At 64.0% G+C, this 14016-nt stretch carries 13 protein-coding genes; all 13 read left to right on the forward strand.

The genetic code is table 11. The annotated features are described in order from the left end of the window. Positions 1-3: 3 nt before the first annotated feature. The 13 genes from LKX83_RS20985 (at position 4) to LKX83_RS21050 (ending at position 13990) form a co-directional block, all read left to right on the forward strand. Positions 4-1527 (forward strand): flippase, encoded by a 1524-nt coding sequence (locus tag LKX83_RS20985; protein ID WP_227884545.1) that lies wholly within the window; start codon positions 4-6, stop codon positions 1525-1527. Next, positions 1524-2651 carry a glycosyltransferase family 1 protein gene (locus LKX83_RS20990; protein WP_227884546.1) on the forward strand — a complete coding sequence of 376 codons (1128 nt, stop codon included), beginning with the start codon at positions 1524-1526 and terminating at the stop codon, positions 2649-2651. The genes LKX83_RS20985 and LKX83_RS20990 overlap by 4 nt, the downstream gene beginning before the upstream one ends. Then, positions 2641-3897 carry a hypothetical protein gene (locus LKX83_RS20995; protein ID WP_227884548.1) on the forward strand — a complete coding sequence of 419 codons (1257 nt, stop codon included), beginning with the start codon at positions 2641-2643 and terminating at the stop codon, positions 3895-3897. The genes LKX83_RS20990 and LKX83_RS20995 overlap by 11 nt, the downstream gene beginning before the upstream one ends. Then, positions 3858-4460 carry an acyltransferase gene (locus tag LKX83_RS21000; RefSeq protein ID WP_227884550.1) on the forward strand — a complete coding sequence of 201 codons (603 nt, stop codon included), beginning with the start codon at positions 3858-3860 and terminating at the stop codon, positions 4458-4460. The genes LKX83_RS20995 and LKX83_RS21000 overlap by 40 nt, the downstream gene beginning before the upstream one ends. Then, complete coding sequence (locus LKX83_RS21005; RefSeq protein ID WP_227884551.1) at positions 4438-5682, forward strand: glycosyltransferase; 1245 nt, start codon at positions 4438-4440, stop codon at positions 5680-5682. The genes LKX83_RS21000 and LKX83_RS21005 overlap by 23 nt, the downstream gene beginning before the upstream one ends. Further along, positions 5679-6710, forward strand: coding sequence for an NAD-dependent epimerase (locus LKX83_RS21010; protein ID WP_227884553.1), 1032 nt, complete (start codon positions 5679-5681; stop codon positions 6708-6710). The genes LKX83_RS21005 and LKX83_RS21010 overlap by 4 nt, the downstream gene beginning before the upstream one ends. Before the next feature lie 42 nt (positions 6711-6752). Then, the gene (locus LKX83_RS34460; RefSeq protein WP_370639107.1) at positions 6753-8543 is read left to right on the forward strand and encodes a sugar transferase; all 1791 of its coding nucleotides are present in this window, start codon (positions 6753-6755) and stop codon (positions 8541-8543) included. Beyond that, positions 8540-9211, forward strand: a complete 672-nt coding sequence (locus LKX83_RS21025) for an acetyltransferase (RefSeq protein WP_227884555.1) — start codon at positions 8540-8542, stop codon at positions 9209-9211. Before LKX83_RS34460 ends, LKX83_RS21025 begins: the two co-directional genes overlap by 4 nt. 70 nt (positions 9212-9281) lie before the next feature. Next, the gene (locus LKX83_RS21030; protein ID WP_227884625.1) at positions 9282-10463 is read left to right on the forward strand and encodes a DegT/DnrJ/EryC1/StrS family aminotransferase; all 1182 of its coding nucleotides are present in this window, start codon (positions 9282-9284) and stop codon (positions 10461-10463) included. Next, positions 10450-11352: a UTP--glucose-1-phosphate uridylyltransferase GalU gene (gene galU / locus LKX83_RS21035; protein WP_227884558.1), complete on the forward strand. Its 903-nt coding sequence runs from the start codon at positions 10450-10452 to the stop codon at positions 11350-11352. The genes LKX83_RS21030 and galU overlap by 14 nt, the downstream gene beginning before the upstream one ends. Position 11353: 1 nt before the next feature. Further along, the gene (gene tuaD / locus LKX83_RS21040; RefSeq protein WP_227884559.1) at positions 11354-12697 is read left to right on the forward strand and encodes a UDP-glucose 6-dehydrogenase TuaD; all 1344 of its coding nucleotides are present in this window, start codon (positions 11354-11356) and stop codon (positions 12695-12697) included. Beyond that, a complete protein-coding gene (locus tag LKX83_RS21045; protein WP_227884561.1) occupies positions 12672-13205 on the forward strand; it encodes a VanZ family protein in 534 nt (177 codons plus the stop codon). Before tuaD ends, LKX83_RS21045 begins: the two co-directional genes overlap by 26 nt. Next, positions 13202-13990: a hypothetical protein gene (locus LKX83_RS21050; protein WP_227884562.1), complete on the forward strand. Its 789-nt coding sequence runs from the start codon at positions 13202-13204 to the stop codon at positions 13988-13990. Before LKX83_RS21045 ends, LKX83_RS21050 begins: the two co-directional genes overlap by 4 nt. Positions 13991-14016 lie beyond the last annotated feature (26 nt).

Raw genomic sequence — 14016 nt, forward strand, 5'->3', positions numbered from 1 at the left:
GTCATGCAAGCCGTGAATGGAGCGGCCGCCGCTAGGTCCGCCACAAATGCAAACACAATCGCAAACGATAACGCAGGCTCAAGCGCAACAGCCACCGAAAACGTTGCGGACGGCAGGAGCGCGGCAGTCCACGCAAGCGCGACTGCCGACGCGAGCACGGCTGCCGGCGCAAGCCCGTCGGCAGCAAGCGCGGCCGTCAAACCCGGCAACGCCGTAGCCCGCGTGCTGGCGCGCAAGGGAGGCACCGCCTTCCTGCTGAACGCCTCGGGCATGGGTCTCGCGTTTCTGATGCAAGTCTGCCTGGCTCGCGAGCTGGGCGCGATCGGATACGGCCATTACGCCTACGTGATGACCGTGATCACGTTTCTGGTGTTTCCGGCGAAGCTCGGCTTCGATATGACGATCGTGCGCTACGTTTCCGCCTATCGGGCGGACGAGCGCTGGGGCGAGATCAAGGGGATGCTCCGGTTCGCGAACCGCTGGTCCTTCTCCCTCTCGCTCGCCGTCGTCGCCGTCGGATTCGGGGTTTTGCAGCTATACGCGAAGACGATGGAGCCGGACCTGTACGCGACCTTCCTCGTCGGACTCGGCTGCGTCCCGTTCCTGGCGCTCGCGCTGCTTCGGCAGAGCGCGCTTCAGGCGCTGAACGAGGTGCTGTTCGCGCAGATGCCGGAGAAGATCATCCGGCCCGTGCTGCTCGTCGCCTGTCTGTACGCCGTCGTATGGATCTCGGGTCGGGCCGGCAACGCGCCGCTCGCGATGGCGCTGTTCGGGCTCTCGCTGCTCCTCACCTACGCGCTGGGCGCGATGGTGCTGCGCCGCAAGACCGTCGCCCACATCCGGGGCGTCGAGCCGGTCGTCCATCCCCGCGAGTGGATGGGCACGTCCGTCTCGCTCATGATCAACGCGGGCATCTATCTCATCCTCGGACAGCTCAACGTGCTGATGACGGGGATGATGCACGGCACGTACGAGTCCGGCATCCTTTCCGCCGCCGTGCGGATCGCCGCGCTCGTCACGTTCGCGATGACCGCGATCAATATGACCGCTGCGCCGCTCATGTCGGCCGCCTACGCGCAGAAGGACATGAAGCGGCTGCAGAGCGTATGCACCGCTTCCGGCGCGGCGGCGCTGGCGTTCGCGCTCGTCGTTCTGCTCGTGCTCGCGTTTTTCGGCCGGCCGATTCTTGGCATCTTCGGGCCTGAATTCCGAGAAGGCTACGTCCCGCTCCTCATCATGGCCGCCGGCCAATTCGTCAGCGCCCTCTGCGGGCAGACGGGCATGGTCATGACGATGACGGGTCATCAAAGCACGCTGACCAAGGCGCTGATCGTCTCGGCGATCCTGAACGCGGCGTTGAATCTCATCCTGATCCCGTCCTACGGGATGACGGGGGCGGCGATCGCCACGTTTGCGGGCGGCTCGTTCTGGCCTTTCGCGATGGTATTCGTCGTCCGCCGCAAGCTGGGCATCCAAACGAGCCTGCTTCAGGCCATCCTGAAACGGAACCGGGGGGAAGGGGAATGAACCGCAGAATCAAGGTGCTACACATCGTCGGCAAGATGCATCCGGGCGGCATCGAGACGCTGCTGATGAACATCTACCGGCATATCGACCGGTCGAAGTACGAATTCCACTTTGGCGTCCAGACGGAGGAAAAGGCGTTTTACGACGACGAGATCGCCGAGCTGGGCGGCAAAATCGTACGCCAGCCGCACCCGAAGGAAGGCCTGTGGGCGTATCGCCGGGCGCTAGTCGCCAACATTCGGGAGCACGGTCCTTACGACGCGATCCACAGCCATATTTTCGGCTTCAGCGGGTACGTGCTCAAGGTGGCCAAGGAGTTGGGCGTACCCGTGCGCATCAGCCACAGCCACAATACGCAGGACAGCCGCCGCACGAACTGGCTCCGCTCGCTCTACCGGGCGCATATGCGCCGACTGATCCGCTCGCATGCAACGGGGATGCTCGGCTGCTCGAACGAAGCCTGCGAGTCGCTGTTCGGCGGAGACTGTTGGCGGGACGAGCGGGTGAAAGTATTCCCCAACGCGATCGACCCGGCGCCCTATGCGGCGCTGCAGACCAAGCGCTCCGCGCTGAAGTCGCGGCTCGATCTGCCGGACGATGCCGTCGCGATCGGTCATATCGGCCGCTTCAGCCCGCAGAAGAATCACGCCTTTTTGCTGGAGCGGTTCGCCGATTTCCGACGCGTGCGTCCCGAGGCGTACTTGATCCTGATCGGCGACGGTCCGCTGCGCGCCCAGATCGAGGCCCAAGCGGCCGCCTTGGGGCTTGGCGACAGCGTCCGCTTCCTCGGCGTCCGCAAGGACGTGCCACAGCTGCTCGGCGCGTTGGACCTTTTTGTTCTCCCGTCGCTGTATGAGGGGCTCGGCATCGTGCTGATCGAGGCGCAGGCGGCGGGCGTTCCCTGCCTCGTCTCGGACCGCGTGCCGCCCGCCGCGGATCTCGGCATCGGCCTCATGAAGCGCCTTTCCCTGACGGACGGCGCCGAGCGTTGGACCGATCTCATGCTGCGCCTGACCGGCGGGTCCGATTCCGTCGACTGGCCGTCGCGGCACCAGGCGCTGATGACGCACGGCTACGACATCGGACAAAGCGTCCAGCGGCTGGAGCGCATGTATGGAGGCTAATCGCGCGCTTCACCGGCCGATCCTCGCCGTCATTTACGCGGCGCTCGCGCTGCTGGCCGCCTGCTGGCTGCTCCGCTGGGATACCGATGCCGGGATCGCGCTCTTTTTCGCTCTGCTGCTGCCGCTGCTCGGCCTCCTGCGCTGGCCGAACTCGCCGCGCCTGCTGTTCCTGGGCTTTGCCGTCATGGTCGGCGGCAAATTCGTCTACGCGCTGACGCAGGACCCGCTCAAGGGACCGGACGAGCGCAACTACTTCGCGCAGGTCGCCGCGTTCCAGGATCTCGGCTCCTTTTTCAACTACGCTTGGGAGCAGATCACGCAGAACGGCTTCAACGTTTCGGCGTACCCGATCTTCGGTCTGCTGTACATGCCGTTCTACAAAGGCGTCCAGCTCGAAGACCCGCTCGCCATCATCGTGTTCAACTCGCTCCTGCTGCTGCTGGTCGTGCACCAGACGTACATCCTGTGCCGGGACCACTTCCGTTTCCCGCTGCCGGCGCTGACGGAGACGAAGTTTCACGGCTGGACGGCGTTCGCCCTGTTCGTCAGCCCTTCCTTCATGTTCATGAGCTCGATCTTCGCGAAGGACGTGACGAGCGTGCTGCTCGGCCTGCTTGGCGCGCTGCTCCTGCTTCGCCGGCGGTATGTGCTGTTCGTGGTGGTGATGCTTTACGCGACCGGCCTGCGGGACTATGCCATCGTCTATACGCTCGGGTTCTACTTGCTGTTTCGAGGCCGGACAAAGACCGCGCTCGCCATGCTCGTGGGCTCGCTGGGGGCCGTCTTCCTGTTCGCGGGTCCTTCCGGGGTACTGAACGCCGGGCTGCTTGCCGTCTTCCTGTTTTTCAGCCCGAACCCGACGAACGTCGCCAACTGGGATGCGGCCGTGCTGTACCGGACGCTCGAGGCGATCTGGATGTCGTTCACGCTTGTCGCGGCTGCGGCCGTCTACGTGAAAGCGCCGGAGACCAGGCGATTCTACCGGCTCGCGATGATCGTTCTATTGACGTACGCCTGCACGTTGATCCTGGTCGGCTACGTCACGGTCGTGTCGCGCGATCTCGATTACGGCGTCGGCACGATCGGCGACAACATGGTGCGCAAAAAACTTCCGGTGCTTCCGGTGCTTTACGTGTTCAGCGCCTATACGATGATCTGGCTCGGAAAGCTCACGCGTCCGTTCCGGGCGGTCAAGGAGGTGAGAGGATGCGGGGAAGGGACAAATTCAGCCGTTTCAAGCCGCTAATCCGGGCGGCGACAGCGGCCCTGCGGCTGCTGCCGCGCCCCGTGCTCCGTTGGTTCTGGAGCTGGAGCGACGCGCTGCCCGGCCTGGCCGGCGCGACGCTGCGCTATTGTTTGCTGAAGCGGCTCGCCCGGCGCTGCGGGGACAATATCATGATCGGTCCCGGCGTCGAGATCCGGTATCCCGAACGGCTGGTCGTCGGGGACAACGTCAGCATTCACCGCCAGTGCTATATCGACGCATACGGCGGCATCGAGATCGCAGACGACGTATCGATCGCGCACCAGTCGTCGCTCATCTCGTTCGAGCATACGTGGAACGACGAATCGCTGCCGATCCGGGACAATCCGCTCGTCACCGGCACGATCCGCATCCATGCCGACGTCTGGATCGGCTGCGGCTGCCGCATCCTGTCCGGCGTCGAAGTGCAGGGACGGTCCGTCGTCGCGGCGGGCTCGGTGGTCACCCGGACGGTGCCGGCGGGCACGGTCGTCGGCGGCGTGCCGGCGAAGCCGATCAAAAAAATACGAGAGGAGGGCGCTTATGAACGTTCTTTGGGCTCATGACCACATGTTCTACTATAACGAATCGGGCCGATTCTACTCCGGCGGCAAGCTGCCTTACAAAGTTTGGCAGCGATACCTGAACGTCTTCGATCGGCTGACGGTCGTCGGCCGGGGCCGCAAGCTCCCCGCCGACGCCGACTCGGCCGGCAAGACGCTGTCGAGCGGGCCGAACGTCGAGTTTCTCGTCCTGCCCTCGCTCAGCAACCCGGTCAACAAGCTGATCAAGAAGGGATACGTCGAGCGTATGCTCAGCGAAGCCATCCTGCAGGCTGACGCGGTCATCGCGCGGCTGCCGAGCGAACTTGGCGCCGAGGCCGTCCGCCTCGCCCGCAAGTTCGGCAAGCCGTTCGCCGTCGAAGTCGTCGCGTGCGCCTGGGACGGACTATGGAATTACGGCAGCGTCCAGGGCAAGCTGTACGCTCCGTTTTCCTATCAGAAGACGCGGTCTCTCGTCAGCCAAGCTCCGTACGCCATGTACGTGACGGATTCCTTCCTGCAGCGCCGTTATCCGAACAAGGCCGGACGCGTCGGCGTTTGCTCGAACGTCGAGATTGCCGAGTCGCCCGCCGAAGTGCTCGAGCGCCGTCTCGCGGGAATCCGAGGCCGGCAAGAGGAGAAGCCGATCGTCTTCGGGCTGATCGGCTCGTTGAACGGCCGTACCAAAGGGATCGATGTCGCGCTCCGGGCCCTGTCCCGCATCCGGGATCAGCTCCCGCCGTTCGAATTCCGCATCCTCGGCGACGGGTCGCAGGATCGCTGGAAGGCGCTTGCGGACCGGCTGTCGCTCGGCGACGCCGTGAAATTTTGCGGCGTGCTCCCAAGCGGCCAGGCGGTATGGGAATGGCTGGACGAAATCGATCTGTACCTGCAGCCGAGCTTTCAGGAAGGGCTGCCGCGGGCGGCGATCGAGGCGATGAGCCGGGGTTGTCCCGTCATCGGCTCGACGGCCGGCGGCATCCCCGAGCTGATCGGGGAGGAATGCCTGCACAAGCCGGGGCACGACCGTCAACTCGCGGAGCGGATCCTCGCATTTGCGGGTCGGACGGACGCGCTGGCCGAGCAGGCCAAGCGCAACTTCGCCCGCTCCGCCGATTACGTCAAGACGAAGCTCGACGACCGGCGCCAACGGTTCTGGCAATCGTTCCGGACGTATGCGGAGCAGACCGGCGAAAACCTCGCGCCGCTGGAAGCAATCGACAGAGAGAGGAGAGAGATGGCATGACGATCGTCGTGACGGGTGCCGCCGGCTTCATCGGCTACCATCTGGCCGCGCGGCTGCTGCTCGAAGGCAAGCAAGTCGTCGGCATCGACAACATGAACGACTATTACGACGTCCGGCTGAAGGAGGACCGCCTCGCGCGGATCGCCGATCATCCGAACTTCACCTTTCACCGGCTCGACGTGGCGGACGCCGCGGCGCTGGAAGACGCTCTCGCCGGCGTGGAAGCGGAGGCTTTCATCCATCTGGCCGCCCAGGCGGGCGTCCGCTACAGCTTGCAAAATCCGCGGGCCTACATCGACGCCAACCTGGTCGGCTTCGGCAACGTGCTCGAATGGTGCCGTCACCATCGGCCGGCGCACCTCATCTACGCTTCGTCGAGCTCGGTCTACGGCATGAACGAGACGATGCCGTTCTCCGTGCACGACAACGTCGATCATCCGGTCAGCCTGTACGCGGCGACCAAAAAAGCGAACGAGCTGATGGCGCATTCCTACAGCCATCTCTACGGCATCCCGACGAGCGGCTTGCGCTTTTTCACCGTCTACGGTCCCTGGGGACGACCGGACATGGCGTACTTCTCGTTTACGCAAAAGATTCGGGAAGGCCGTCCGATCGAAGTGTTCAACGAGGGACGCATGCAGCGGGATTTCACCTATGTCGACGACATCGTCGAGGGCATCTTCAGGCTGATCCCGGTCGTGCCCGCTCCGAATCCGGACTGGGACCGCCGCGCGGCCGATCCGGGCACGAGCAGCGCGCCTTACCGGGTGTACAACATCGGCAACCATCAGCCGGTCGAGCTGATGACGATGATCCGCACGATCGAGGAAGCCGTGGGCCGCGAAGCCGTCATCGACTACAAGCCGATGCAGCCCGGGGACGTCACGGCGACGTACGCGGATATCGCCGACCTGCAGCGGGCGACGGGCTTCGCCCCGTCGACGCCGATCGAAGAAGGGCTGCGCCGGTTCGTCGCCTGGCACAATGCTTATTACGAGGAGAGGGAGATGGTCGTCCCGGCTACCTGAGGCCGTCCCGCGAGAGAGCTACGAGAGTGGAGGAGGGAAATGATGACGAAGATCGCTCACGTCTGTACGTCCGCGATCAGCCACAAAATATTGGCCGACAAGCTGGAGCTGCTGCGGCGCGCCGGATACGACGTGCATCTGGTGTCCTCCAAGGACGGCTACGATCCGCGAATGACGGAGGCGACGGGACTCGCGCTGCACTTCGTGCCGATGGAGCGGCAGATTCGCCCCCTGGCGGATCTGAAATCGGTGCTGCGGCTGAGGCGACTGTTTCGCGAACAGCGGTATGACGTCGTCCATACACACACGGCCAAAGCCGGCGTGATCGGTCGGATCGCGGCTTGGACGGCGCGCGTGCCGACGATCGTGCATACGAGCCACGGCCTGCCGTTTTACGAAGGCCAGTCCCCGCGGGCGTACCGGCTGTACCGGACGCTGGAGCGGATCGGAGCCCGCTTCTGCCACGCGCTCTCCTCGCAGAACCGGGAAGACGTCGCCAAGCTGCAGGAGCTCGCGCCGGGCAAGCCGGTCTACTGGGAGGGCAACGGAGTCGATCTGGACAAGCTGACCGAGGAAAGGGATCGCGTCAGCGCACAGACGCTGTCGCTGCTGCGGACCGCGTACGGGCTGCCCGCAGATCGCCGCGTGCTGCTCGTGGGCGCGCGATTCGAGCCGGTCAAAAACCACGCCCTGCTGCTGGACGCGCTCGATCGGCTGAACCGGCTCGGCAAGCTCGACTTTACGACGCTGCTAGCGGGCACGGGGCCGCTCGAACAGGAGATCCAGTCGCGCATCACTTCGCTCGGCCTAACGGACTGGGTGCTGCTCATCGGACATCAGTCTCCGCTGCACGATCATCTCGTCCTGGCGGACGCCGTGGCGCTCACGTCGGACAAGGAGGGCATCCCGCGCATCGTCATGGAAGCGATGGCGTTCGGCAAGCCCGTCGTCGCGACGGACGCGCTCGGCACCCGGGAGCTGGTCTCGCACGGCCGCACGGGACTGCTCGCGCCGCTGGGCAGGCCCGATCTGCTGGCCGAAGCGCTCGAGCGGCTTATGGGCGACGAGGATCTTAGGGTGCGGATGGGCGCGGAAGCCCGACGCGTCGTCGAAACGCAGTTCACCGAGCGAATCGTCGTGGAACGGCTGAGCCGACTTTACGCCGAGCTCGATCCGCGCGATCCGGCCTCGCTTCGGCGGCCGGGATCCCGACGCCGCGCGATCGCCAAGCGCCTGACGGACCTCGCGATCGCCGCGCCTGCGCTGCTGCTCCTGTCGCCGACGATGCTGCTTGTCGCCGCCCTCGTGCGATGGAAGCTGGGCGGACCGGTTCTGTTCCGGCAGGAGCGGCCGGGGTTGTACGGCAGGCCGTTCAAGGTGCTCAAGTTCCGCACGATGACGGACCGCCGGGACGAAAACGGAGCGCTGCTGCCCGACGCGGAGCGGCTCACTTCGTTCGGCAAGCTGCTGCGCAAGCTCAGCCTCGACGAGCTGCCGCAGCTGCTGAACGTGGTCAAAGGCGAAATGAGCCTCGTCGGTCCGCGGCCGCTGCTCATGGAATACTTGTCGCTTTATACGTCCGAGCAGGCGCGGCGACACCATCTGCGTCCCGGCATTACCGGCTGGGCGCAGGTGAACGGGCGCAACGCCGTTTCGTGGGAAGAGAAGTTCCGGCTCGACGTCGATTACGTCGACAAGCAGTCCTGGCGGCTGGACTTCAAGATTCTCTCCCTGACGGTGCTGAAGGTCGTCCGAAGGGAAGGCATCGCACAGGAAGGGCAGGCCACCGTCAGCAAATTCACGGGCAACCGGGAGATGGAGATGACCTCATGACGAGACAAGCGCTCATCCTCATTGGAGCCGGCGGTCATGGCAAAGTCGTCGCCGAGGCGGCCGCCGCCTCCGGCAAATACCGGATCGCCGCGATCGCGGACGACAAGTACGACTCGGAGCGAGTGGAAGGCGGCGTCCTGCGCGTCCCGGTTTCCGAAGTGCCCCGGCTCATCGGGCGGTTGGACGACGTGCAGCTGTTCCTCGCCGTCGGCGCGAACGCCGTACGCGAGCGGCTGGAGGCCCGGCTGGGCCTGTCCGCAGAATGGTACGCGACGATTGTCCATCCGGCGGCTGTGGTCAGCCCGAGCGCGCGGCTTGGCCGGGGCACCGTTCTGCTGGCCGGCGCCGTCCTGAATGCCGACGCCAAAGTCGGCAGGCATGCCATCGTCAACAGCCGGGCGGTCGTCGAGCACGACTGCGACGTCGGCGACTACGTCCACGTGTCGCCGGCAGCTGCGCTCGCCGGCGGCGTCACCGTGGAGACGGGGGCGCACGTCGGCATCGGCGCCAACGTGCTGCCGGGACTTACGATCGGCGCCTGGAGCACGCTCGGCGCGGGCGCGGCGGCGATCCGCGACGTCCCCGCCCGCTGCACGGCGGTAGGCGTCCCGGCATCGCATATCCGATACCGCAACGCCCAAGCGGAGCAGCTGCTCCATGCGGAGTGAAAAGACAGAGAGGAGAGGAACGACCATGCCGAAAACGGCGCCGCAAAGCATAACGCCAGCCCCGTCCCCCATGGACCCGCAAGATCGTCCGCCCCGCATTTTCCTGTCCCCACCCCACATCGGGGAGCGGGAGCAGATTTACGTGCGCGAGGCGTTCGACACGAACTGGATCGCCCCGCTCGGGCCGCACGTCGAAGCGTTCGAGCAGGAGCTTGCCGCCTACGCGGGTTGCGCCGGCGCGGCCGCCCTCAGCTCCGGCACGGCTGCCATCCATTTGGCGCTGCGGCTCGCCGGGGTCGGCCCCGGAGACGACGTGTTCGTCTCCTCGCTCACCTTCGTCGCGAGCGTTAATCCGATTCTGTACCAGGGCGCCAATCCCGTCCTGATCGATTCGGACGAGGAGAGCTGGAATCTGTCCGTTCCCGCTCTGAAGCGCGCCTTCGCAGACGCCGAACAGGCCGGACGGTTGCCCAAGGCGGTCGTCGTCGTCAACCTTTACGGCCAGAGCGCGGATATGGACCCGATTCTCGAGCTGTGCGACGCCTATGGGGTGCCCGTCATCGAGGACGCGGCCGAGTCGCTCGGCGCTACTTATAAAGGAAGACAAAGCGGAACGCTCGGCGCATACGGCATCTATTCGTTCAACGGCAACAAAATCATCACGACGTCCGGCGGCGGCATGCTGGTATCCAACGACGCCGTCGCGCTGGAGCGCGCCCGCCATTGGGCGACGCAGGCGAGAGAGCCGGCCGCGCACTACGAGCATACGCAGATCGGCTACAACTACCGGCTCAGCAACGTGCTGGCCGGCGTCGGCCGGGGCCAACTGCAGGTGCTGGAGGAGCGGGTCGCCGCACGGCGCGCCGTATTCGCCAGATACGAGCAGGCGCTCGGAGGGATTCCGGGTATTCGATTCATGCCGGAAGCGTCCTACGGGCGGTCGACTCGCTGGCTGACGGCGCTGACGGTCAACCCGGCGGAAGCCGGCGTTACGTCCGCCCAGCTGATCGCGGCGCTCGCCGAAGCCAATATCGAGTCCCGTCCGGTGTGGAAGCCCATGCACCGCCAGCCGCTGCTCGAAGTGTACCGTTATTACCCGCACGACAAGGGGGACAGCGTCTCCGACCGGCTGTTCGAGCAGGGGATGTGCCTGCCGTCCGGCTCCAGCCTGTCCGAGCACGATCAAGACCGCGTCATCGCCTGCTTGCTGGCGACAATCCAAGGATGGAGGTACCGACATGAAAGTGCGTAAAGCGATTATCCCCGCGGCCGGTCTCGGCACCCGGTTCCTGCCCGCCACCAAGGCGCAGCCGAAGGAAATGCTGCCGATCGTGGACAAGCCGACCATTCAGTACATCGTTGAGGAAGCGATCGCTTCGGGCATCGAGGACATCCTGATCGTAAGCGGACGCGGCAAGCGTGCGATCGAGGACCATTTCGACAAGTCGTTCGAGCTTGAGGAGACGCTGGACAAGAAGGGCAAGAAAAACGAGCTTGCGCAAATCCGCTCCATCTCCGACATGGCGAACATTCACTATATCCGGCAAAAGGAGCCCAAGGGGCTCGGCCACGCCATCTGGTGCGCACGCAGCTTCGTCGGGGATGAGCCGTTCGCGGTGCTGCTCGGCGACGATATCGTGCAGTCGGAGGAGCCTTGCCTGAAGCAGCTCATCCGCGTCTTCTCGCGCTACTCCTCCTCGGTCGTCGGAGTGCAGCGAGTCGCCGACGAGGACGTGTCCAAATACGGAATCATCGCGCCTCGCGGCTCGTCGATCGAACCGTCGGTCTTTTTCCTCGACTCTCTCGTGGAAAAACCCTCCCGCAAGGCGGCGCCTTCCAACTACGCGATCATGGGCCGCTACGTCCTGATGCCGGAAATCTTCGACATTCTTGAACATCAGGAGCCCGGCGCCGGCGGCGAGATCCAGCTGACCGACGCGATCAAGCAGCTCAACGAGCTGAAGACCGTCGTCGCGTACAACTTCGAAGGCGTGCGCTACGACGTGGGCGACAAGTTCGGCTTTATCAAGGCGACGCTGGACTTCGCGCTTCAGCGCGACGATCTGCGCGGCGACGTCCTCGGCTACATTCAATCGACTTACGAGCAGCAGCTCGCATTCTTGAACAAGGTGGCGAAGTAGCATGCAGAAAATCGCGGTGATCGGTACGGGATACGTAGGTCTAGTCTCGGGCACTTGCTTCGCGGAGGTCGGCAACCGGATCGTCTGCTGCGACATCGACGAGCGCAAGATCGAGATGCTGAAACGGGGCGTCGTGCCCATCTATGAGCCGGGGCTCAAGGAGCTGATCGACAAAAACGTGGCCGCGCAGCGGCTGCTCTTCACCTCGAACGTGGGCGAAGCGATCGAAGCCGCCGACATCGTCTACATCGCCGTCGGCACGCCGATGTCGGAGTCGGGCGAAGCCGACATGAAGTACGTCAAGGCGGTCGCCAAGCAAATCGGCGAGCACCTGAACAGCTACAAGATCGTCGTCAACAAGAGCACCGTTCCGGTCGGGACGGGCGAGCTGGTACGGCAAATCATCTTCAACCACCGCAAGTACCCCAGCGTCCACTTCGACGTCGTGTCCAACCCGGAATTTCTCCGCGAAGGGTCCGCGATCTCCGACTGCATGAACATGGACCGCGCGATCATCGGCTCAACGAGCGACAAAGCGGCCAAAGTCATCGCCGATCTCCACGCCCCATTCGGGACGCGCATCTTCATCACCGACCTCGAGAGCGCGGAGATGATCAAGTACGCGGCGAACGCGTTTCTCGCCACGAAGATCTCGTTCATCAATGCGATCGCCAACATCTGCGAGCGGGTCGGAGCGGACGTCACCCATGTCTCGGAGGGGATGGGGCTCGACAGCCGGATCGGCGGCAAGTTCCTCCAGGCGGGCATCGGCTACGGCGGCTCCTGCTTCCCGAAGGATACCTATGCGCTCGCGCATATCGCCGATCAGTCGGGATACGACTTCGAGCTGCTGAAGGCCGTCATCCGGACGAACGATCGCCAGCGGCTGCTTGTGCTGGACAAGCTCGGGCATGCCCTCGGGAGCCTCGCGGGCAAGCGGATCGGCGTTCTCGGCCTTGCATTCAAGCCGAACACGGACGATATGCGCTACGCGCCGTCGCTCACGATCGTGCCCGAGCTGGTGCGGATGGGCGCCGAGATCCGGGCTTACGATCCGATCGCGGCGGAGACGGCGAAGCCGCTTCTCCCCGGGGAGGTCGTCTACTGCGGCTCGGTCGAGGAGACGATCGAGGATTGCGACGCATGCGTCATCCTGACGGAATGGTCGGAGATCACCGGCATGGATCTGGCCAAGGTGCCGAAGCTGATGCGCGCGGCCCTCGTTGTCGACGGACGGAACTGCTTCGCCCAAGAGACGATGCAGCAGCACGGCATCGCCTATCATTCGATCGGCCGCCGGCCGGTGGACGTGGTGGGCAGTGGGCAGCATACGGCGAACTTCTAAGTTCTTTCTCGGTCTGGCCGCATTGGCCTGGTGCGGCTTGATCTTCCGTCTCTCCCGGCAGTCATACGCTCAGCAGAGCATTCGTCCTTGGTTGCGCAAGCTCGCACCAAAGGAGGTGATATCCGAGCGCTTACCGGAAGTAACGGTCTACTACGACGGTGCGGTTATTGTCGCCCGTCAGGATCCTTACCGCTTCATCGAATTCTTCGTCCGCAAAGGCGGGCACCTGACGATCTACGCCATACTGGCGGCCATCGCGACGTTCGCTCTGCGAAGCTTGCCGGGTATGCGTGCCAAGCGGGCTATCGCGACCGCCGTCGTGCTCGTCTTGACGTTAATCGTGGCGCTGACCGACGAGGGCCTGCAGTCCAGGGCTGCCCTGCGCACGCCGACGCTGCTCGACGTAGGCGTCGATTTGATCGGCGCAGTCATCGGACTTTGGATCAGTTGGGGATTCGGTCGTAAGCGAAGGGATACCTCAAGAAAGAGGAAGGATGATCAAGCTTGAAGAAAAAATGGATCGGTTGGCTGTCCGCGCTCGTCGTCGCAGCGTTTCTGGTAGCTGCCGTGCAGCCGGCGGCGGCCTCCGCGAAGTCTGTTGCACCGACGGTGGCCAGCACCAAGGCATCGCTGGGCGGCGTCATGGATTGGCTCGTAAACTTGCTCCCGGCTCTCGGCCTCGGAAGCAAGTCGGGCAAGGACAACGACAACAACGGCAAAGGCAACAACGGCAACGGCAAAGGCAACAACGGTAATGGAAATGGCAACGGCAACAATGGCAACAACGGCAATGGTAACGGCAACAACGGCAATGGCAACGGCAACGGCAACAACGGTAACGGCAATGGCAACAACGGCAATGGTAACGGCAACGGCAATGGCAACAACGGCAATGGCAATGGCAACGGCAATGGCAACAACGGCAATGGCAATGGCAACGGCAACGGCAACGGCAACAACGGCAATGGCAATGGCAACAACAAAGCGTATCAGGAGATTATACAGGCTGCCACGAAGCAGCTGCGCGATCTGGAGAACAGCAGCAAGCAAGAACTGATGAGCCTCGCGACGCAGTACAAGAACGCCAAGTCCAATAAGGAGAAAGTGGAGCTCAAACGGCAAGGTCTGGCTACGCTAGCGATAAAGCAAGCGGAATTCGATATTATCGTTAACGATACGTCAGACAAGCTCAGGGCGAAGGGCTTCAACACGGACATCTTGGACGACTTTAATAAGCGTTACCAAGAGGAGCTCGAATTCGGACGGCAGTTGCTGCACACCATTCTTAAATGAAGCGAGAAGGGGGCGCCTGGCGTCCC

Origin of the sequence: Cohnella baijiui, from assembly GCF_020731285.1 — a bacterium.
Taxonomy (GTDB): Bacteria; Bacillota; Bacilli; order Paenibacillales; family Paenibacillaceae; genus Cohnella.